At 62.3% G+C, this 20,298-nt stretch carries 17 protein-coding genes; 8 read left to right on the forward strand and 9 right to left on the reverse strand.

From position 1 onward, the window contains the following. Window positions 1-208 precede the first annotated feature (208 nt). The 4 genes from SLW74_RS23010 to SLW74_RS23025 all read right to left on the reverse strand — a co-directional run bounded on the left by SLW74_RS23010 (window position 209) and on the right by SLW74_RS23025 (window position 3,677). Complete coding sequence (locus SLW74_RS23010) at window positions 209-1,498, reverse strand: Nramp family divalent metal transporter (protein WP_410930273.1); 1,290 nt, start codon at window positions 1,496-1,498, stop codon at window positions 209-211. 172 nt (window positions 1,499-1,670) lie between these two features. Next, on the reverse strand, window positions 1,671-2,336 hold the full coding sequence (locus SLW74_RS23015) for a glycosyltransferase (RefSeq protein WP_065987137.1): 666 nt from the start codon (window positions 2,334-2,336) through the stop codon (window positions 1,671-1,673). 210 nt (window positions 2,337-2,546) lie between these two features. After that, window positions 2,547-3,110: a type 1 glutamine amidotransferase domain-containing protein gene (locus SLW74_RS23020; RefSeq protein WP_065987214.1), complete on the reverse strand. Its 564-nt coding sequence runs from the start codon at window positions 3,108-3,110 to the stop codon at window positions 2,547-2,549. A 219-nt stretch (window positions 3,111-3,329) separates the two neighbouring features. Next, a complete protein-coding gene (locus tag SLW74_RS23025) occupies window positions 3,330-3,677 on the reverse strand; it encodes a hypothetical protein (RefSeq protein ID WP_065987139.1) in 348 nt (115 codons plus the stop codon). A 300-nt stretch (window positions 3,678-3,977) separates the two neighbouring features. Between SLW74_RS23025 and SLW74_RS23030 the strand changes: the two genes are divergently transcribed. From SLW74_RS23030 to SLW74_RS23045, 4 genes are all read left to right on the forward strand, one after another. Continuing rightward, window positions 3,978-5,063 carry a glycoside hydrolase family 3 N-terminal domain-containing protein gene (locus tag SLW74_RS23030; protein ID WP_065987141.1) on the forward strand — a complete coding sequence of 362 codons (1,086 nt, stop codon included), beginning with the start codon at window positions 3,978-3,980 and terminating at the stop codon, window positions 5,061-5,063. Window positions 5,064-5,179: 116 nt separating this feature from the next. Continuing rightward, complete coding sequence (gene tam, locus SLW74_RS23035) at window positions 5,180-5,944, forward strand: trans-aconitate 2-methyltransferase (protein ID WP_410930227.1); 765 nt, start codon at window positions 5,180-5,182, stop codon at window positions 5,942-5,944. A gap of 72 nt (window positions 5,945-6,016) precedes the next feature. Next, window positions 6,017-6,520 carry a cupin domain-containing protein gene (locus SLW74_RS23040; protein WP_410930228.1) on the forward strand — a complete coding sequence of 168 codons (504 nt, stop codon included), beginning with the start codon at window positions 6,017-6,019 and terminating at the stop codon, window positions 6,518-6,520. A 146-nt stretch (window positions 6,521-6,666) separates the two neighbouring features. Continuing rightward, window positions 6,667-7,452 (forward strand): sulfite exporter TauE/SafE family protein, encoded by a 786-nt coding sequence (locus SLW74_RS23045; RefSeq protein WP_410930229.1) that lies wholly within the window; start codon window positions 6,667-6,669, stop codon window positions 7,450-7,452. A gap of 187 nt (window positions 7,453-7,639) precedes the next feature. Here SLW74_RS23045 and SLW74_RS23050 read toward each other — a convergent pair whose 3' ends face one another. Further along, entirely contained in the window at window positions 7,640-8,071 is a 432-nt protein-coding gene (locus tag SLW74_RS23050; protein WP_065987152.1) for a potassium channel family protein, read from the reverse strand. Between the two features lie 14 nt (window positions 8,072-8,085). After that, window positions 8,086-8,835: a helix-turn-helix domain-containing protein gene (locus SLW74_RS23055; RefSeq protein WP_410930230.1), complete on the reverse strand. Its 750-nt coding sequence runs from the start codon at window positions 8,833-8,835 to the stop codon at window positions 8,086-8,088. 209 nt (window positions 8,836-9,044) lie between these two features. Here SLW74_RS23055 and SLW74_RS23060 point away from each other — a divergent pair, with 209 nt between their 5' ends. Genes SLW74_RS23060 through adhP form a run of 4 tightly spaced genes read left to right on the forward strand, consistent with a single transcriptional unit; the run spans window position 9,045 to window position 16,115 of the window. After that, complete coding sequence (locus SLW74_RS23060) at window positions 9,045-10,247, forward strand: acetate/propionate family kinase (protein ID WP_410930231.1); 1,203 nt, start codon at window positions 9,045-9,047, stop codon at window positions 10,245-10,247. 59 nt (window positions 10,248-10,306) lie between these two features. Beyond that, window positions 10,307-12,808, forward strand: coding sequence for a phosphoketolase (locus SLW74_RS23065; RefSeq protein ID WP_410930232.1), 2,502 nt, complete (start codon window positions 10,307-10,309; stop codon window positions 12,806-12,808). A gap of 37 nt (window positions 12,809-12,845) precedes the next feature. Beyond that, window positions 12,846-15,029, forward strand: coding sequence for an ornithine decarboxylase (locus SLW74_RS23070; RefSeq protein WP_410930233.1), 2,184 nt, complete (start codon window positions 12,846-12,848; stop codon window positions 15,027-15,029). Window positions 15,030-15,083: 54 nt separating this feature from the next. Further along, window positions 15,084-16,115, forward strand: coding sequence for an alcohol dehydrogenase AdhP (gene adhP / locus SLW74_RS23075; protein WP_410930234.1), 1,032 nt, complete (start codon window positions 15,084-15,086; stop codon window positions 16,113-16,115). A 362-nt stretch (window positions 16,116-16,477) separates the two neighbouring features. Here adhP and SLW74_RS23080 read toward each other — a convergent pair whose 3' ends face one another. The 3 genes from SLW74_RS23080 to glgX all read right to left on the reverse strand — a co-directional run bounded on the left by SLW74_RS23080 (window position 16,478) and on the right by glgX (window position 20,239). After that, complete coding sequence (locus tag SLW74_RS23080; protein ID WP_410930235.1) at window positions 16,478-16,783, reverse strand: DUF6482 family protein; 306 nt, start codon at window positions 16,781-16,783, stop codon at window positions 16,478-16,480. Between the two features lie 254 nt (window positions 16,784-17,037). Further along, window positions 17,038-17,367 carry a hypothetical protein gene (locus SLW74_RS23085; protein WP_065987159.1) on the reverse strand — a complete coding sequence of 110 codons (330 nt, stop codon included), beginning with the start codon at window positions 17,365-17,367 and terminating at the stop codon, window positions 17,038-17,040. Window positions 17,368-18,052: 685 nt separating this feature from the next. After that, complete coding sequence (gene glgX / locus SLW74_RS23090) at window positions 18,053-20,239, reverse strand: glycogen debranching protein GlgX (protein WP_192135929.1); 2,187 nt, start codon at window positions 20,237-20,239, stop codon at window positions 18,053-18,055. Window positions 20,240-20,298: the final 59 nt, after the last annotated feature.

A 20,298-nucleotide genomic window follows, 5' to 3' on the forward strand; every position in this document is an offset into this window, starting at 1 on the left:
TGCTTCCTCGAACAGGCCTTATACATAGATGCAACCGGGTAGCAGTGTTCGAAAAGCAGGTTGAATGTGGGGGCGAGTCCATACATAGGACCGGCTTCAGCCGGGAAAGCGCCGGCAGCCACACCGCAGAGGTGATGTCGTTCAACCCGACGTATCTCAAGGTATAGCCGATCTCACAAATTAAATGCGCTGTCTTGGCGGACAGGATTCAATCCCCGAACGCCCCCACCAGCAACACCCCGTTCAGCACGATGATCAACAGCACGATGGCCCAGGCCAGGGTGGTCAGGATCGGCCCGGTCACGAAATCGCCCATCAGCTTGCGGTCGGACACGAAGCGCACCAGTGGCACGATGGCGAAGGGCAGTTGCATCGACAGGATGACCTGACTCAGCACCAGCAATTTGGCGGTGCCCTGGGCGCCGTAAATACTCGTCACCACAATCACCGGAATGATCGCCAGCCCCCGCGTCAGCAGGCGACGGATCCAGCCGGGCAGGCGCAGGCGCAGAAAACCCTCCATGACGATTTGCCCGGCCAGGGTCGCCGTGACGGTGGAATTGATCCCCGACGCCAGCAACGCCACACCGAACAGCATCGACGCCATGCCCACGCCCAGCATCGGCGAAAGCAAATGATAGGCCTGCTCGATTTCCACCACGTCCGTTTTGCCGGCCTTGTGAAACACCGTCGCCGCGGTGATCAGAATCGCCGCATTGACGAACAGCGCCAACGTCAGCGCGATGGTGCTGTCGGTCACCGCCCAGCGCAGGCCGATGCGTCGGCCTTCATCGGTGCGCGGGTAGGCGCGGGTCTGCACGATGGAGGAGTGCAGGTACAGGTTGTGCGGCATCACCGTGGCGCCAATGATGCCGATCGCCAGGTACAGCGCCTCGGGATTGGTCACCACCTCGGCCTTGGGGATGAAACCAGCAAACAGCTCCGCCAGATCAGGCTGGGCCAGCACCATCTGGATGGCGAAGCAGCCGAAGATGACCAGCAGCAGCGCGATCACGAACGCTTCAAGCGCCCGGAAGCCGCGGCCCATCAGCAGAAAAATCAGAAATACGTCGACCGCCGAAATCACTGCGCCCCAGATCAGTGGAATGCCGAACAGCAGATTCAGCGCGATGGCAGTGCCGATCACCTCGGCCAGATCGCAGGCGATGATCGCGATCTCGCAGGCAATCCACAGCCCGATGCACACCGGTCGGCTGCACCGTTCGCGGCAGGCCCGCGCCAGGTCCCATCCGGTGACGATGCCCAGCCGTGCCGACAGCGCTTGCAGGACGATGGCCATCAGGTTCGACAGCAGAATGACCGACAGCAGCAGGTAACCAAATTTGGAACCGCCGGCGATGTCGGTGGCCCAGTTGCCCGGGTCCATGTAGCCCACGGCGACCATATAGCCGGGGCCGGTGAATGCGAGGAGCCGCTTGAACCAGTTGCCGGTCTTGGGCACCGCGACACTGGCGCTGGGCATGCCCCCGCCGAGCATGTCGTCGCCGGGGCGGGCAGGGTGATCGATGGGCGGCATGGAAAGTCCCGGCGTTGAATATTGAATGATCAGAGGGGTCGGAAAGGCGCGGAACGCTGGCCCTGCCGCCCGGTGTCAGCGCGTGGTTACCGTCTGCCCGCAGGCCCGCCGTGGTGCTGCCCGACGGAGGGACTCAGCTGGACAGCGACGTCGCTGCCAGTGAGTTTAGATAATCCCCAAAGCCTTCTTTGCACCGGTAGTCTTTTCGTGCGCTGGTGGTGACGCTATTCGCGGAAATCCACGCGATCGACGCGCCGATGCGTTGCAGATCGGCGACCAGGTGCACGTCTTCGTGGGCGGCCAGCGCCTTGAAGCCGCCGGCGCGCTGATAGGCACTCGCGCTGACGCCCAGGTTCGCGCCGTGGATGTGCCGATGGTCATCCACTGGCCGGTACAGCGAATCATAGCGCTGGCGCACATGCTCGGGATGCCCGGACCAGTCGTCGACCTCGACGATGCCGCACACCGCGTCCACCTCCAGGCTGACCTGATGCGCCAGCCAGGCGTAGGGCACGACGCTGTCGGCATCGGTGAACGCCAGCCAGCGGGCGCCGCGTTCGAGCATCAGCCGCGCGCCTTCTGCGCGGGTCATGCCGACATTGCGGTAGGTGCACACGTGGGTGGTGATGCCGTGTACGGCCGCGACGCGGGCCGAGGCATCGGAGCAGTCATCCAGCATGATGAGGATTTCCACGGGCTCGCCGTGGAGGTCTTCGTGGACAGAAGCGGCGATCAGGGACTTGATGCAGTCGTCCAGGAAGTCTTCTTCGTTGTGTGCGGGGACAATGATTCCAATCATCGAAGTGTCTCGTCGCGGCACCTGCGCTGATCGCGGCGTCCTTCGATGTCGACCGAAGTGATGGAAATTTGGTTTCAAGTATTTTCGTTTAGCAGGACCATCGCCTCGCTTATCACGGGGTTAAGGCATGTCCCAGACGCAGCGACGCCGCTGATCAGCGGCGTCGATGGCTCTACGTGCGGCGAGACTTTACAGCCTGCCCATCTGGCTTCAGCCCGCCAGCAGCGCCTTGGCGATGGCCTCGTTGAACGCCGGCAGATCGTCGGGTGTGCGGGAAGTGATCAGGGTCCAGCCATTGGCCGGGCATTCCTTGACCTCGGCATCGACCCAGTTGGCCGCGCCAGCATTGACCAGGTCAGTGCGCACGCTTGGGTAGGAGGTCAGGGTTTTGCCTTCGATCACGCCGGCATCGATCAGCAGCCAAGGGCCGTGGCAGATCGACGCGACGGTCTTGCCGGCGTCGGCGAACGCTTTGACCAGCTTCTGTGCATCGCTGTCCTGGCGCAGGGTGTCGGCGTTGACCGTGCCGCCAGGAATGACCAGCGCATCGAAGTCAGCAGCAGACAAGCCGGCGAGCTTGGCGTCGGAGGTGACGACGGCGTCCTTGTCGGTGTCGTTCAGGAACAGTTGCGCAGTGCCGCCTTCAATCGAGGCGTGGGTGACCGCAGCACCTTGACCCTTCAACGCTTCCAGCGGCTTTAGCAGCTCGTCGCGCTCGATGCCGGTGTTGGACGTGATGATCAAAACCTTCTTGCCGTTCAGTTGATTGCTCATGCTTTCGCTTTCCTCTGAAATATAAGTGCTGAAGTTGAAAACGGCGCTTGCCATTGGCAAGCGGTGTCACGTTCAGAGGAAGGCGCAAAAGCAAAAGTTCAGCCCGATTGCACTGAAGGGTACCGGGGCGGTTATCAGTGTTTCAGGCCGCGCACCCGGATCTCGGGTGCGGCGAGCAGTGCCGTGCGACGAAACGGCGCACCACGATCCCCTCCATCATCACAGGCAATCGCGGACTGCGGTTTCCAGGGCATTGCGGCCGAAAGCCGACGACAACGGCGCGCGCTGATACAGGAAGACCCGGGTGTTGGGATTGCCTTTGTAGACTTCGAGGATTTCATCGGAGGCGATCTTGCCGGAGATCAGCAGTTTGTAGTGACCCTTGCTCTCGGTCATGGTCGTGCCGGGCTTGATCTGCTGCCACTTGGGGTAGATGCACTTGGCGTAGTCAGACGGCGTCTTGGCGGTGTCGAAATTGAACGACGGGTTGTTCGGCGTTGAACTGCAACCCGCCAGCACCGCGGCCAGGGTGCAACCCAGTAACGAGTACGGAAATAAACGGCGCATCAATTCATCCTGAATAAGAAAACGGAACCCATTCGGCAGGGTCGATGGGCGCCTATGTTGACCAGCAACCGTGCAAATGAAAAGCGCACGCCCTGAAATTTTTTACCCCCTGCTCAAGCCTCCGTTGCCCAGACGCCGTCGAGCCAGCGGGTCATTCATTCTGATGAGTGGCTTCACTCAGCCGTGCGCTGCTTTGTGCTCGTTACGTTTGCATGTTGCTCGTTCTATGAATAGAGTGAGCGGGAACGAGCATTAAGAAAACGTGAGCTCGTTCGTTAGTGCCTGATCGACGGAGAGCACATGTCACACGATGAACTGCAACGGGCTGCACGGTCAGTCTTGATGCCGGCGATCGCCGGACTCGCGCTGGATGAACCCGTGCGCCGGCATCTGCACGCCGGCGGCGTGTCGGTGCTGCTGGGCGAGACCCGCGACGAATACTTGGCGCGCAGCATGAGCTTCGAGCGTCGCCGGGAAGAAACCGACGGGCAATTTTCCGCGATCGCCAGGGAGGCGGCGGTGTGTGCGGCGGCGCCGGTGCTGATCGCCGTCGATCAGGAACTGGGCGGCATCCAGCGCCTGCACGGTCTGGTGCCCGGTATGCCGGCTTCCGCCGAACTGACCCACATGAGTACAAGAGACATCGAGTCGCGCTGCTATGAAATGGCCAGCTCGGCCCGGGTCATGGGCGTCAATCTGTTCCTGGCGCCGATTGTTGACGTGGTCACCGGGGCGAATCCCTGGCTGCACCAGCGCCACCTCGGCGCCGACCCTGCTGAGGTGGCGCGCATTGCCTGCGCCTTCATCCGCGGTGTGCAACGCGCGGGCGTGATTGCCACGGCCAAGCATTTTCCCGGTCACTACCAGGTCGAGCAGGACCCGGCGGTGGAGCGGGCTTTCGTCCCTGATGACGCCGCTGCCCTCAGCGACGGGCTGGACGTGTTCCGGCAGGTGATTGCGGCAGGCGTCGGCGCGATCATGCCCGGGCCGGCCGTGTTCCCGGCGCTGGACCCGCACCGGTCGGCCAGCACCTCGGCGGCGGTGATCGGCCTGCTGCGCGATGCACTGGGGTTCGGGGGACTGATCGTGTCCGACGATCTCGACGCCGTTTCTATCCTGCGCGGCAACAGCATCGCCGACACCGCCGTAGCGGCGCTGAACGCCGGCGCGCACCTGTTGCTCCTGTCGGCGGAAGCGGGGCTTGACGACATCGCGCGCGCCATCGTCGATGCAGTAATCAACGGAGGGCTGGATGCGCAAACCCTGCTTGCCGCCGCGCACACAGTTCGCGCCCAAGCCCACGCCTCCCGAGCCCAGGTGGATTCAGGCCTGTACGTCTCCTATCCGGTCTCAGGCGGTCATCTCACCCGACGCGTCATGATCTGAACAGCCGCTGCTCGCTGCCAACCACTTGCAGCTTATCGCTTGCCCCTCACCCCGTTTGTGCTCCCGGCCCGGGCGTTCTACTCTCGGCCACTCCGTACACTCAGAAGGAAAACCCGATGAGCTGGTCCGCCACGCAGTACTCCCTGTTCGAGCAGCAACGCACCCGACCGGTACGCGACCTCGTCGCCGCCATTCCCCTGACCTCGACGCGCACCGCCGTCGACCTCGGCTGCGGTCCCGGCAACTCAACCGAAGTGCTGGCCGAGCGCTTTCCGGAGGCCACGGTGACCGGGCTCGACAGTTCCGACGACATGCTCCGCGACGCCCGTCAGCGGCTGCCGGACATCGCATTCGAGCGGGCGGACATCGGCAACTGGAATCCGGCGCACACCTACGACGTAATCCTCGCCAACGCCTCGCTGCAATGGGTGCCTGACCACGCGTCGCTGTATCCACGGCTGGTTAGCCTGCTCAATCCAGGCGGTGTGCTGGCGGTGCAGACGCCGGACAACCTTGAGGAGCAGGCCCATCGTCTGGCGCGGGAGATCGCCGCGAGTGCGCAGTGGGCCGACAGGATCGGCGACGTCAAGCACCCCGATCGACACCCCGCCGCCTATTACTTCGAGCTGCTGAGGGCGCATTGCGCCGAGGTCGATGTCTGGCGCACCACGTATCACCATCCCCTCGCCGGTGGGCATGGGGCGGTGGTCGAGTGGTTCAAAGGCTCGGCGCTGCGGCCCTATCTGCAAAAGCTGGACGAAGCGGGTCAGCAGGCGTTTCTCGATGCGTACCTGCAGGCGATCAGTCAGGCCTACCCAGCGCAGGACGACGGCACGGTGCTGTTGCCGTTCCCGCGCCTGTTCATCGTGGCGACACGTTAAAGCGTGCGGCTCGCGTTAAGCCCCTGTGTTGCAAGCCGTGATCGATACCCCCCGTTTACTGATGGAGTGAGCATGAGCAACGACCCCGCCGAACTGGTCGCGCGCCTGATTCGCAATTTCAACGATGTGCCGCTGCAGCACGAGCGCCGCGACCCGCTGTACGAAAGCCAAGCCGCCCGCCTGGGCACCGACACCGCCGCGCAAAAGCTGGGTGCGTCGGTGGACATTGTCGCGCCGGGCAGGCGCTCGTGCCCTTATCACTTTCACTACGCCCAGGAAGAGATGTTCGTCATTCTGGTCGGGGAGGGCACCTTGCGCGTTGCGGGTGAAATGCTGCCGATCCGCAGCGGCGATGTGATCTTCATCCCGCCCGGTCCGGAGTATCCCCATCAGATCATCAACACCTCCGATGCGCCGCTGAAGTATTTGTCCATCAGCACGCGGGAGACGCCCGAAGTGTGCGAATACCCGGACTCCGGCAAGTATCAGGCGATGGTCACCCTCAATGGGGCACGCGCGTTTGCAGCCGTGCAGCGACCTGATGCCACGCTGGATTACTGGGAAGGCGAGCCTTGATTCACGGTTCGAAAATTCGCCCATGATTCATTCGGTTATAACCATAGAACGTCTCGATCTAGGCTCGATATAAGAAAAGCAGCGGTGCTTAGAGCAAAAATCGCTATTCTGCCCGCCGGCTTTCAAATGTGCAGTCAGGCAGAGCAATGGATTTTGGCAACGCAGGTTTCGTCGTCGCAGGGCTGGTGGTCGGTTTTATCGTCGGCATGACGGGGGTGGGCGGTGGATCGCTGATGACCCCGATCCTGCTGTGGTTCGGCATCAACCCCGCCACGGCGGTGGGCACCGACCTGCTGTACGCCGCCATCACCAAAAGCGGTGGCGTGCTGGTTCACAAAAAGAACGACAACATCGACTGGGGCATCACCGGCTGGCTGACCCTGGGCAGCGTGCCGGCCGCCGGGCTGACGCTGTGGTTTTTGAGCAGCCTGCACACGGCGCCGGACGCGATGAATTCGGTGATCAAACAGGCGCTGGGCGTGGTGCTGCTATTGACCGCCCTGGCGATCTTTTTCAAGAAGCGTCTGCTGGCATTCGCCCAGCGCCACGCGGGTGATCGCTACCGCCTCAGCACCCGAAACCTGAACGGGCTGACGGTGCTGACCGGCGTCATCCTTGGCACCATGGTCGCGCTCACGTCCATTGGCGCTGGCGCGCTCGGCACGGTGGCGCTGTTTCTGCTTTATCCCTTTCTCGAGACCCGTCGCCTGGTCGGCACCGAAATCGCCCACGCCGTTCCCCTGACCCTCATTGCCGGCATCGGTCACGCCAGCATGGGCAACATGAATTGGTCAATGCTGGGTTACCTGCTGATGGGCTCGCTGCCAGGCATCTACATCGGCAGCCACCTGACCGGTCGCATCCCCGACCCCGTCCTGCGTCCGTGTCTGGCGCTGATGCTGTTGGCGATCGGCTACAAGTTGGCGTTCTGAACGCTGGGTAGATGGACCTGCTGCGCTGCCACGTGTGGACGCGACCGGGTAGGCGCTCGACCTTGCTCGCGAAGGATTGGGAACATCCGCCAGCCCTTCAGCGGCCGGGATGCCGTCTTCGTGAGCACGCTCACTGCCGCAGGGTATGTGCTCGCTGCACGCTAGGCCGGCGCCCCCACGCCTGAGCTCACTCCTTCTCTGCGCCCCAATAACGCTGCATCTCGATGAACAGAAACGACGCGGTCCATGTAATCAGCACCAGCCCCGTCAACGCCTCCAGCCCCGTCAGGTATTTCAGGTGTCCGTTGGGCGTGATGTCGCCAAAGCCGATGGTGGTGTAGGTGGTGAACGAGAAGTAGACCGAGTCCATGAAGCTGCCATCGAAGTTTCCGGTCAGACTTCCCAATGAATCAGACCGGTTCATCAGGTAGTAGCCCAAGGCAAAGATCCACACCTCCACCGCGTGAGCGACCAGCGCACCCAGCACGCCGATGACCACCCGGAAACGGTGTTGCAGTCCTAGCCTCGGCATGAGCTGGTTGAGGCGAATCAGGCATTCGTAATGCACCATCACCGCTGTGGTGATGATCACGATGTTGATGAGCGTGACGGCAAACATGGCGCTCTCCCCAATCAAAGCGTCATGGGGCCTTCGCCGCCGGTGATGAGGGTGCGCAGCCGTTCGAGGTCGAGGATTTCCACCGCGCGCGCCGAGACACTGACGATTCCCTGACTGCGCAGCGAGCCGATGGCGCGGCAGATCGTCTCCAGGCGCATGCCCAGATAACCGCCGATGTCCTCCCGGCTCATGCGCAACACAAAGGCAGTGCCGGAGTAGCCCCGGTTCGCCATGCGGCAGGAAAGATCGAGCAAAAAGGCGGCCATGCGTTCCTCGGCATTGAGCTGACCCATCATCAGCAGCATCTCGTGGTCCCGCACGATCTCCAGGCTGAGCGCCCGGTTGAGGTTGCGCTGCAGCGAAGGCAACTCGCGCGCCAGCCGCTCCAGCTGACTGAAGTGGATGGGACAGACTTCGCTGTCCTCCAGGGCCATGGCGTCGCATTCATGACGATCATTGCTGATCGCATCGCAGCCCAGCAGCTCTCCGGACATGGGGAACCCGATCAGCCGCTCACGCCCATCCCGTGACGTAATGGTCGTTTTGAAATAGCCCGAGCGCACCGCATAGAGTGAGCGCAGGGGATCGCCGGCGCGGTACAGCACCGCGCCTTTTTTGATCTTCAGCCGTTGCGGGATGATGGTGGACAAGCGATCGGTGTCATGCACGCTCATCCCAAGGGACAGGCAGAGCTCGCCGACGTTGAAGAGCGCGCACTCTGCGTTGAGGAACGAGCCGGGAACGGCAGCCAGATGGGCGGTCATGTGCATCTCCTTGAGTGACCCAGCATAGGCGCCTGCGCTGCACAGTGACAGCGGCCATTGTGGAGGTGGATGAGCGGGGAGGGCTGACTGCGACCTTCTTGATCCAGATCAATACCAGGCCACTTCAGGCGCGCACACTGGCGGTCGGTTGATTCACTTCAGCCACCGCCCAACCCATCGCGATCATGGGAGGCTCATGAGGCTGCCCCATGACTGATCATTCGCGCCCGTCACTGCTGGTGCTGAACGTAGGTTCTTCCAGCGTCAAGTTTTCCCTTTACGACGCCACCGATGCCCCTGCGCAAGACCCCTGCCTGGGTCACGGCAGTTTCGAGGTACACCGGGACACCGAGCGCCTGATCTTCCGCCACGCCGACGGAACCCGGCAAAACGCGCAATGGCCACGCACCGACGGCCCGGCGGATAGCGGCACGTTGCGGAACATGATGGGCTGGATAGAGCAACACACCGAAGGGCACCTCTGTGCGGCGGCCCATCGGGTGGTTCACGGCGGCGATCGCACGCTCACGGGCGCCCGGGTGGATCCGGCCCTCATGGGCGAGCTGCAGGCGCTCATTCCCATGGCGCCCCTGCATCAGCCGCGGTGCCTGGCGCCGATTCACTATCTGGCGCGCGAGCACGGCGGCCTGGCGCAATATGCCTGCTTCGACACGGCCTTCCACCACACCCTCGATCCGCTGGAGACCTCATTCGGGCTGCCCCGCGCGATGACCGAACAGGGCCTGCGTCGCTACGGTTTTCACGGGCTGTCCTACGAATACATTGCCGGTGTCCTTCCCGAATACGATGAGCGCGCAGCGAAGGGCCGCACGATTGTGGCGCACCTGGGCAACGGGGCCAGCCTGTGCGCCCTGCATAACCGGGTCAGTCGGGCCACGACGATGGGCTTCAGCACGCTGGACGGTTTGTTGATGGGCACGCGTCCCGGTCGGCTCGACCCCGGCGTGTTGCTGTACCTGATGCGCGAGCGCGGCATGGACGCCGAAGCCCTCGAAGACCTGCTCTATCACCAGTGCGGTTTATTGGGCGTTTCCGGTGGTATCGCCAGTGACATGCGCGAACTGGCTGACAGCACCGCGCCAGCGGCAGCCCAAGCAATCGCGTTATTCGTGCGCAGCGTCGTGCGAGAGATCGGCGCCATGACGGCGGTCCTTGGCGGCCTCGATGCGCTGATCCTGACCGGCGGCATCGGCGAAAACTCGGCGCCGGTTCGCAACGCGATTCTTGACGGCTGCGCATGGCTTGGCCTGCAGCACTCGTCCTCACCCGACACGCCACAAGGCGCCTGCCTGTCGCTGCCCGACAGCAAGGTTTGCGCCTGGACCCTCCCGACCGACGAAAACGCTGTTATCGCCCGCCACGCCCTCAAGCTGTTGCACAGCGGCGCCTGAATCGACCAGTGCGCATTTGCGCGCCACACCTTTTGCGTATCGCCCCCAGTGGAGTCGCCATGTACAGCTTCAACCCGTCACTCTCCAGCGTCGATGAAACCCACGTCAGCCGCGGGTCCTGGATGGAGCCCGACACCTCGTCAGGCCCCCTGGCCCCCGAGTTGCTCACGCGCCTGCACCACTACTGGAACGCCGCGAATTACCTGTGCGTCGGCCAGATCTATCTGAAGGCCAACCCACTCTTGCGTGAACCGCTGCTGGCCGAGCACATCAAGCCCAGGCTGCTGGGGCACTGGGGGACGTCGGTCGGGCAAAACTTTATCTACGTGCACCTGAACCGGCTGATCAGTGAGCGACGCACTGAAACCCTCTTTATTTCCGGGCCCGGCCATGGCGGTCCGACCATGAACGCCTGCGCCTGGCTCGAAGGCACCTACAGCGAAGTGCACCCCGACATCACCGCAGATGAAGCCGGCATGTTGCGTTTCTTTCGCAGTTTCTCCACTCCCGGCGGCATTCCCAGCCACTGCGGCCCGCATACGCCTAACTCCCTCCACGAGGGTGGCGAGCTGGGCTATTCGCTGATGCATGCCTTTGGCGCGGTGTTCGACAACCCTTCATTGCTGGTGGCCTGTGTGATTGGCGACGGTGAGGCTGAAACCTGTCCGCTGGAAGGCAGCTGGAAAAGCGTGCACTTCCTCGACCCACGCCGTGATGGTGCGGTGCTGCCGATTCTGCATCTCAACGGCTACAAGATTTCCGGGCCGACGGTCGAGGCACGGCTTGCCGACGACGATCTGCTCGAGCTTTACCGAGGCCGGGGGTATCAGCCGATTATCGTCGCGGGCAATGACCTGCCGGGCATGCACCAGCGCTTCGCCGCCGCGCTCAATCGCTGTGACGACATCATCTGTGAGATCCAGGCCGCGGCCAGAGAGGGCGGCGGAGCCGTACGCGCGCGATGGCCCATGATTATTCTGCGCAGCCCCAAAGGCTGGACCGGCCCCAAGGTCGTCGACGGGCTGCCGGTCGAGGGCACGTTCCGCGCCCATCAGGTTCCCCTCGCCAACGTCGCCGGCAACCCCGAGCACCTCCAGCAACTGGAAGACTGGATGCGCAGCTACGAACCCCAGACTCTGTTCGATGAACAGGGGCGCCTGGCGCCAGGACTTCAAGCCCTGACACCGCCACCGGCGCTGCGCATGGGTGCGATCCCTTACGTGAACGGTGGCCGCATGCTGGTGGCGCTGGACCTGCCGAACTTTGCCGAATACGGGCTTGAGGTGCCTGGCCCGGGCCAGGTCATCGCCGAAGCGCCGCGCAAGCTGGGCGAGTACCTGCGCGACGTGATGCGCAACAACCCGCGCAACTTCCGCGTATTCGGGCCGGACGAGACCAACTCCAACCGGCTCAATGCGGTGTTCGAAGCGAGCAACCGGACGGCCGCCGGGCCGTGTCTGGACATTGACGACCATCTGGCCTCCGACGGGCGTGTGATGGAAGTGCTGAGCGAGCACCTGTGCGAGGGCTGGCTCGAAGGGTACCTGCTCACCGGGCGCCACGGCATGTGGTCAACCTACGAAGCGTTCGCGCAAGTGGTCGATTCCATGGTCACGCAACACGCCAAGTGGTTGCAGCAGAGCCGTGAGTTTGCCTGGCGCCGGCCGCTGGCCTCGCTCAACATCCTGATCAGCAGTCACGCCTGGCGCAACGACCACAATGGCTTCAGTCATCAGTCCACGGGGTTCGTCGACAACGTGCTGCAGCGTCGTTCGGATGTGGTTCGCGTGTACTACCCGCCGGACTCCAACTGCCTGGTCAATGTCTTCGACCACTGCCTGCGCAGTCGCAACTACGTGAACGTCGTGACCTGTGGCAAGCAGCCGGATTTCCAGTGGCTGGACTTCGATGCGGCGCTCAGGCACTGCTCCCAAGGCGCATCGATCTGGTCCTTTGCCAGCAGCGATGAAGGGGCGCCGGACGTGGTGCTCGGTTGTGCGGGGGATGTGCCCACCACCGAGGCAGTGGCGGCCGCCTGGTTGCTGCAAAAGCATGTGCCCGGCATCCGCGTGAGGCTGGTGAACGTGGTCGATCTCGGCATCCTGAGCGCCCCCGAGGATCGGCCCCATGGCATGGATCACGCCTCCTTCGAAGCCCTGTTTACCCGCGATACGCCGGTGATGTTCGCCTTTCATGGCTCGACCTGGGTCATTCACTCGATGGTCCACGGCCGCGCCAACGAAGCCCGTTTTCATGTGCGCGGCTTCAGCGACCGAGGCACCACCACCACGCCTTTTGACATGGTGGTGCTCAACCGCATGAGCCGTTATCACCTGGCGATCGACGCCTTGAGCCACGTCCCGCATCTGCGCGCCCACAGCCTTGATGCCGTGCACTTCTTCGAGAGCCAGTTGCGCAAACACGATGCCTGGATTCGGGAGCACTTCGAGGACATGCCGGAGATCAGGAACTGGCGCTGGACGGATGATTTCAGTGACTCCGATGCACCGCCGCCACTGGCCAAGGGGCATGTCCGCGGGCAGACCTTCACGGACGCGTGATCCATCAACCTTTTAGCTGCAACGGAAGGCCGAGCACATGAACAGACTCAAAATCGTCGCCAGCCCCGAGGCACGCCGTTGCTTCAACACCTCCCGCGAGGTGGTGGAGTTTGGCGCGACCGACCTGACCGATGTCGCGGCGGTCGTTCTCACCGCCCAGGACTGGCGCGAGGGTCGGGTCGACGGTGTCTGCCGGTCCGGGTTCGACATACCGGTGTTTTTTGCCGTGGCCAAAGACGACGAGCTGACCCGGGAAGCCATTCTCGACGTAGAAAAGGTGCTGCTGCAAATCAGCGGCGTGTTCGACCTCGGCGTCGACAACGCCGAGTTCTACGGCCACAAGCTCGAGCGGGCGGCCACGCAGTACGAGGAGGCATTGCTGCCGCCGTTCTTCGGTGCGCTCAAACACTATGTCGAGCGGGGCAACACCACCTTCGCCTGTCCGGGGCATCAGGGCGGGCAGTTCTTTCGCAAACATCCGTCGGGCCGGCAGTTCTTCGATTTCTTCGGGGAGACGTTGTTTCGCGCGGATCGCTGCAACGCCGACATCGAAATGGGCGACCTGCTGATTCACGAGGGCGCGCCCCTTGAAGCGCAGAAACGCGCGGCGAAGGTCTACAACGCCGACAAAACCTACTTCGTTCTCAATGGCACCTCGACGTCCAACAAGGTAGTGACCCAGGCGTTGCTGACCCCTGGCGATGTGGTGCTGTTCGACAGAAACAACCACAAATCCATTCATCAGGGCGCGCTGTTTCAGGCCGGTGCGACGCCGCTGTACCTTGAAACGGCACGCAACTCCTATGGCTTGATCGGCGGCATTGATTCGCACTGTTTTGAAGAAGGCTATTTGCGTGAGCAACTGAGCCTCGTCGCACCTGCCAAGGCCGATGAGGCGAGGCCGTTCCGCCTCGCAATCATTCAGCTGGGCACCTACGACGGCACGGTGTGCAATGCGCGGCAGATCGTCGATCGCATCGGCCACTTGTGCGATTACATCCTGTTCGATTCGGCGTGGCTGGGGTACGAGCAATTCATCCCGATGATGAAGGACTGCTCGCCCTTGTTGTTGGAGCTGGGCCCTGACGATCCGGGGATCTTCGTCACGCAGTCCATCCACAAGCAGCAGGCCGGGTTTTCCCAGGCCTCGCAGATCCACAAGAAGGACCGTCACATCAAAGGGCAGGCGCGCTACTGCAATCACCTGCGCCTGAACAATTCGTTTATGTCCCAGGCCTCGACCAGCCCTTTCTACCCGCTGTTTGCCTGTCTGGATGTCAACGCGCGCATGCACAGCGGACGCAGCGGCCATCGGTTGTGGGACGAGTGCGTGCGGGCCGGCATCGAGGCGCGCAAGCTGATGATGGACAATTGCACGCTGATCAAACCCTTTGTGCCGCCGACCATCGACGGTCGCTATTGGCAGGACTATCCGACGGACGAGATTGCCCGTGACCTGCGGTTTTTCCGTTTTCACCCGGACGAACGCTGGCACGCGTTCGAGGGGTATACGGAAAACCAGTACTTCATCGACCCGTGCAAACTGTTGTTCACCACCCCGGGAATTGATGCCGTGAGCGGGCAATACACTGACTTCGGCATCCATGCCGGCGTGCTGGCGACGTTCCTGCGCCAGTTCGAGATCGTCCCTGAAAAGAACGACCTGAATACCATTCTGTTTCTGCTGACCCCGGCCGAAGGCAAGGCAAAGATGGAGCATCTGGTGGCGCAAATCGGCCGCTTCGAGCGGTTCATCAAGGACGATGCGCCGATGGCCGACGTGCTGCCCGGGCTCTACAACGCCCATCAGGTCCGCTACCGCGACTACAGCATCCGCCAGCTGTGTCAGGAAATGCATTCCCTCTACGCCCGGCACGACGTGAAGCAGCTGCAGAAGGCAATGTTCCGCAAAGCGAGCATGCCCGTGGTGGCGATGGATCCCCGTGAAGCCAATCTGGAATTTGTGCGCGGCAAGGTCGAGCTGATTGCGCTGGAAGAGGCCCGCGGCCGGGTGGCAGCGGAAGGCGCATTGCCGTATCCACCGGGGGTCTTGTGCGTGGTGCCCGGCGAGGTCTGGGACGGCGCGGTGCTGGCGTATTTTCTCGCCCTGCAAGACGCGATCAACCAGTTCCCGGGCTTCAATCCAGAGCTTCAGGGTGTGTACCTGCGCACCGAAGACGACGGCCGCATCCGTGCCTACGGGCATGTGCTCCAGCAGTGAGCGCCGCGATTCCCGTCCCCCGAACTTAACCGGTCCCAACCAGAGGAAGACGCCATGAAAGGCAAAATGAAAGCGGCAGTGGTTGAAGCATTCGGCAGCCCGCTGGTACTCCGCGAGTGGGACATCCCCACGCCAGGCCCCGGGCAGATTCTGATCAAGACCGAAGCGTGCGGGGTTTGTCACACCGACTTGCACGCGGCAAGGGGCGACTGGCCGGTCAAGCCGTCGTTGCCATTCATTCCCGGCCATGAAGGCATCGGCATCGTCGTCGCCTTGGGCGCGGGCGTGACCCGCGTGGGCGAGGGGGATCGCGTGGGTGTGCCGTGGCTGTATTCAGCCTGCAGCCACTGCGAGTATTGCCTGAGCGCATGGGAAACCGTGTGCGCCAGCGCCGAGTTCGGTGGTTACACCCGCAATGGCGGGTTCGCCGAATACATCCTCGCTGACCCTGAATACGTCGCACGCATTCCCGCCGGGCTTGCGCCCCACGAAGCCGCGCCGATCATCTGCGCCGGGGTGACGACTTACAAGGGCATCAAGGAGGCCGATGTCAGACCGGGTCAGTGGATCGTGATTTCAGGGATTGGCGGTCTAGGGCACTTGGCCGTGCAGTACGCCAAAGCCATGGGCCTGCGCGTGTGTGCGGTGGACGTCGACGACGGCAAACTGGCCCATGCCACTCAGTTGGGCGCGGACGCGGCGGTGAATGTCCGCCACGGCGATCCGGTGCAAGCCGTCAGGGACGTCACCGATGGCGGGGCCCATGGCGTGCTGATCACCGCGCCTTCGCTGGCGGCCTTCAAGCAAGGGGTAGGCATGACGCGCAAATGTGGCACGTGTGTGCTGGTAGGACTGCCACCGGGCGAGTTTCCACTGTCGCTGTTTGAGGTGGTCGCCAACTGCATCACCGTGCGCGGCTCGTTCGTCGGCACTCGGCAGGACATGGCTGAAGCACTGGCGTTCGCCGCCGAAGGCAAGGTCAAGGCCGACATCGACCTGAGGCCGTTGGCCGAGATCAATCAGGTGTTCAGGGAGCTTGAAGACGGCGAAGTGAAATCCAGGATCGTGATCGACTTTCGCGGGTGATTGACCCGGCCTGTTCCCGGCTGAAGCCGGTCCTACTGTGCATCGCATGCAGTCAGTGGGATTGGCGTTGGCGCTGACTCGTAGGACCGGCTTTAGCCGGGAAGGCGCCGGTGGGCACGCCGCAAAATTCAGGTTGCTCACACTGGCCTCTTCCCGGCTAAAGCCGGTCCTACTGAGCATCGCATGCAGCCAGTAGTATTGGCGTTGACGCTGACTCATAGGACCGGCTTTAGCCAGGAAGGCGCCGGTGGGCACGCCGCAAAATTCAGGTTGCTTACACTGGCCTGTTCCCGGCTGAAGCCGGTCCCACTCATGCACCGTATGCATCCAGCAAGAACCCGCAAGCATCACCCGCAGCTAGATCAATTACCCGAGTGAAAGGGAATCTGCTGGCGTGGCGCGTCGGGTGTGGTGTGGGGCTGGCCGACCATTTCGTCGTAGACCACCGGGTGGACGATAAACAGTTTCACTTCCTGGGTGGACGACAGGCATTTGCGCGCTTCGTCGATCGACGCCACGTGCAGCACCTTGCCATCGGGGCTGGTGACCGCATTGGACTTGCCGTCCATGAGCGCATGAATAACATAGGAGCCACCTTCGACCGAGACCAGATTGACCTCGGTGACTTCTCCGGCCTTGACGTGTTTGCTGAGCTTGTCCAGATCCATTACGGCACCTTAATGTCGCCCGCGGGCGTTGTCTGTTCCATGGATTGATGCGAAACCGTCGAAGCGGCCTGCCTGTATTGGAAGAGGATGGCGGTGCCAAGTTCAACGCAAAAACGGGGAGGGGGACGAGGAGGCGTTGCCGGGGATTTTCCAGAAGAGTGCCGGCACAGAAGAGAGGGCGCCGGCACCGGGAAACCTGCCGCCACCTGCCAACACCATCAGCAGGCAGCGGCCGGAATTCATGACATCAGCAATCAGCAGAGCTTGTCGATGACGCGCAGGCCTGGCGCTTTCTGCACGGCGCCCCATTCACTGCTCAGGGTTTCCAGCACCTGGCCAAGGAACTGCTTGTCCGCGGCGGCCTTCTTGCCGACATAGCCGTGGCCTTTGCGGTACATCTTCAGCCGGGCACGCATATGCGGGTGCTGATTCTCGAATTGCTCTTCCTCGGTGCAGGCACCCAGGCCGTCCATGTGCACGTTGCCTTCCTCGCACACCCAGAGGATGTGGCTATCAAGGGAATCCTTGCGTGCGGCGAACAGTCGAGCCAATTGATCAATGGTAGGTTGGTTGTTCAGATTCATGGTTGTTACCCCTTTTTGACCACTGGTTAATCTATCGAGTGAGTTCAAACGCAATGGCGAATCGTCCGTCGACTCGCGCTCCTTCCATATGCTGACAAGCAAGGTCCGTCGGTACACAGAGCCGGTGCCGGGCCGCACGTGTGTAGGCATTGATAAGAGCAGAGGAGGAAGGTCGGACCCGGGGGAGAAACGGCGGACGCCTTGGGGACACGGGCGACTGAGTGGTCGACCACAAGTGTCATGAGGACGTGTCGCCGGCGCTCGGCCTGGTGGGTCGATCTTGCCGGTTCGGCTTCATCAATCTGCCTTGTGGGCAGCACACATCCAGAGGTTGTTCGACGGCTGTATCGAACGGGCCCGGAATACTTTTGCCAGCTCTCCCGATCGGGGAGACGCCTGCACTATGCAGTCGGCAAAAGGCCTCGTCAATGGTTTTGTAGTGATTATTTTGGAGCACTACAAGATTTGTAGTTTCAGAACACGAAGGTCGATTCGTGACTACAAAGTCAATGAATCCGGGGGGCACAGCGCAGGGGCAAAACGCAGAAGGCAAAACGCAGAAGGCAAAACGCAAAACTGGGTGCCTGAAACGACACTTGCCCGCGACCGGGTCAGGCAGCCGTTGTTTCCGGCTGGCCGACCCCATCGCGGGCAAGCGTGTCGCTATGAATCCAGACGCGAGTACTTACGCCTGTGGAGCCTTTTGCAGTTCAAACAGCAACAGCGAACGCGGTGTGACCGTGTACTCGCTGCCGAACTCGAACTGATCCTTGCCATCGATCTCCGGCTGATTGGTGTCAATCAGGCTGGTCCAGTTGAGGCCTTCCGGCACTTCCGGCAGCGTGAAGTTGACGCCGTCGTGGTGCGAGTTGACCAGCAGCAGCAGCGTGGCTTCAGAGCCGCGACGACGGATACCGGTTTCCTGCGCGCGGCCATCCATTAGCATGCCCAGGCAGCGCCCATTTGGGTCTTCCCACTGCTCGATGCTCATCTCTTCACCGCTAGGCGACAGCCAGGTCACGTCCTTGACGCCCAGTGCATCGTTGTAATCGCCTACCAGGAAGCGGCTACGACGCAGGATCGGGTACGACTGACGCAGCTTGATCAGACGCTTGACGAACGCCAGCAGGGCCTTACCGTCTTCGTCCAGATCCCAGTTGACCCAGCCGATCTCGCTGTCCTGGCAATAGGCGTTGTTGTTGCCGTGCTGGGTGCGGGCGAACTCGTCACCGGCGACCACCATCGGCGTGCCCTGGGCCAGCAGCAGCGTCGAGAAGAAGTTACGCATCTGACGCAGGCGCAGTGCGTTGATTTCCGGATCGTCGGTCGGGCCTTCGACGCCACAGTTCCACGAACGGTTGTCGTTGCTGCCGTCCTGGTTGTTCTCGTCGTTGTCTTCGTTGTGCTTGTCGTTGTACGACACCAGGTCGTGCAGCGTGAAGCCGTCGTGGGCGGTGATGAAGTTCACCGACGCGTACGGCCGGCGGCCACGCTGGTTGAACAGGTTGCCCGACGCGGTCATGCGGTTTGCGAAGTCTGCCAGCTGGCCTTCGTCGCCTTTCCAGAACGCACGGATGTTGTCGCGGAATTTGTCGTTCCACTCCGCCCAGCCCGGCGCGAAGTTGCCGACCTGGTAGCCGCCTGGACCGCAGTCCCATGGCTCGGCGATCAGTTTCACCGACCGCAGCACCGGATCCTGGCGGCAGGCCACGAGGAAGCTGTGGCGTTCGCTGAAACCGTCGTGGTAGCGGCCGAGGATGGTGGCCAGGTCGAAACGGAAACCGTCGACGTGCATTTCGGTCGCCCAGTAACGCAGCGAGTCGGTGACCATCTGCAGAACGCACGGGTGGCTCAGGTCGAGGGTGTTGCCGGTGCCGGAATCGTTGATGTAGTAACGCTTGTCATCCGGCATCAGGCGGTAGTAGGAAGCGTTGTCGATACCGCGCATGGACAGGGTCGGGCCGCGCTCGTTGCCTTCAGCGGTGTGGTTGTAGACCACATCCAGAATCACTTCCAGGTTGGCATGGTGCATGTGCGCAACCATTTCCTTGAACTCGGAAATTTTGCCGTGGGCCAGGTAGCGCGGGTCCGGTGCGAAGAACGCCAGGGTGTTGTAACCCCAGTAGTTGGTCATGCCCTTTTCCAGCAAGTGCTGGTCGTTGACGAAGGCGTGGATCGGCAGCAATTCGATCGAGGTGACGCCTAGACCTTTAATGTGCTTGATCACGTCATCGACCATCAGGCCGGCGAAGGTGCCTTTGACTTCATCGGGCACGGAAGGGTGACGCATGGTGAAACCGCGGGTGTGGGTCTCGTAGAAAATCGTCTTGTCCCACGGCACGTCGACGCGCTGCTCGCGGCCCCAGGTGTAGGCAGGGTCGATGACCTTGCACTTGGGCACGAAGGGCGCGCTGTCACGCTCGTCGAAGCTCAGGTCGTCGTCCGGGTGACCGATGGTGTAACCGAACAGTGCCTCGGACCACTTCAGCTCGCCGACCAATTGCTTGGCGTACGGGTCGATCAGCAGTTTGTTGTGGTTGAAACGGTGGCCGTTCTTCGGATCGTACGGACCGTAGACGCGGTAACCGTAGACCTGACCCGGGTGGGCGTCGGGCAGGTAACCGTGATAAATCTCGTCGGTGTATTCCGGGAGCTCGATACGCTCAAGCTCCACTTCGCCGGCGGAGTCGAACAGGCACAGCTCGACCTTGGTGGCGTTGGCGGAAAAGATGGCGAAGTTGACGCCAAGGCCGTCCCAGCTGGCGCCCAGCGGGAAGGGCAGGCCTTCACGGATGCGCGAAGCCGTGACTTCGGGGCTGCCAGCGTTGCCGGATTCATTCTGTGTAGCGGCGTTCTTATCTTGCGTGCTCATGTGTATTCCTGACGTTCGAATGAGTTCCTGAAGGCGAACAAAGCCGTGGCCTCAGTCCA

The organism is Pseudomonas sp. W5-36 (genome assembly GCF_046540455.1).
GTDB lineage: Bacteria > Pseudomonadota > Gammaproteobacteria > Pseudomonadales > Pseudomonadaceae > Aquipseudomonas > Aquipseudomonas graminis_B.

Coding starts and splice junctions, on each gene's coding strand:
- SLW74_RS23015 (WP_065987137.1), bottom strand. CDS start 2,336: ATGATTGGAATCATTGTCCCCGCACACAACGAAGAAGACTTCCTGGAC.
- SLW74_RS23030 (WP_065987141.1), top strand. CDS start 3,978: ATGTCACACGATGAACTGCAACGGGCTGCACGGTCAGTCTTGATGCCG.
- glgX (WP_192135929.1), bottom strand. CDS start 20,239: ATGAGCACGCAAGATAAGAACGCCGCTACACAGAATGAATCCGGCAAC.
- SLW74_RS23020 (WP_065987214.1), bottom strand. CDS start 3,110: ATGAGCAATCAACTGAACGGCAAGAAGGTTTTGATCATCACGTCCAAC.
- SLW74_RS23045 (WP_410930229.1), top strand. CDS start 6,667: ATGGATTTTGGCAACGCAGGTTTCGTCGTCGCAGGGCTGGTGGTCGGT.
- SLW74_RS23060 (WP_410930231.1), top strand. CDS start 9,045: ATGACTGATCATTCGCGCCCGTCACTGCTGGTGCTGAACGTAGGTTCT.
- SLW74_RS23070 (WP_410930233.1), top strand. CDS start 12,846: ATGAACAGACTCAAAATCGTCGCCAGCCCCGAGGCACGCCGTTGCTTC.
- SLW74_RS23055 (WP_410930230.1), bottom strand. CDS start 8,835: ATGACCGCCCATCTGGCTGCCGTTCCCGGCTCGTTCCTCAACGCAGAG.
- SLW74_RS23050 (WP_065987152.1), bottom strand. CDS start 8,071: ATGTTTGCCGTCACGCTCATCAACATCGTGATCATCACCACAGCGGTG.
- SLW74_RS23040 (WP_410930228.1), top strand. CDS start 6,017: ATGAGCAACGACCCCGCCGAACTGGTCGCGCGCCTGATTCGCAATTTC.
- SLW74_RS23025 (WP_065987139.1), bottom strand. CDS start 3,677: ATGCGCCGTTTATTTCCGTACTCGTTACTGGGTTGCACCCTGGCCGCG.
- adhP (WP_410930234.1), top strand. CDS start 15,084: ATGAAAGGCAAAATGAAAGCGGCAGTGGTTGAAGCATTCGGCAGCCCG.
- SLW74_RS23080 (WP_410930235.1), bottom strand. CDS start 16,783: ATGGATCTGGACAAGCTCAGCAAACACGTCAAGGCCGGAGAAGTCACC.
- SLW74_RS23085 (WP_065987159.1), bottom strand. CDS start 17,367: ATGAATCTGAACAACCAACCTACCATTGATCAATTGGCTCGACTGTTC.
- tam (WP_410930227.1), top strand. CDS start 5,180: ATGAGCTGGTCCGCCACGCAGTACTCCCTGTTCGAGCAGCAACGCACC.
- SLW74_RS23010 (WP_410930273.1), bottom strand. CDS start 1,498: ATGCTCGGCGGGGGCATGCCCAGCGCCAGTGTCGCGGTGCCCAAGACC.
- SLW74_RS23065 (WP_410930232.1), top strand. CDS start 10,307: ATGTACAGCTTCAACCCGTCACTCTCCAGCGTCGATGAAACCCACGTC.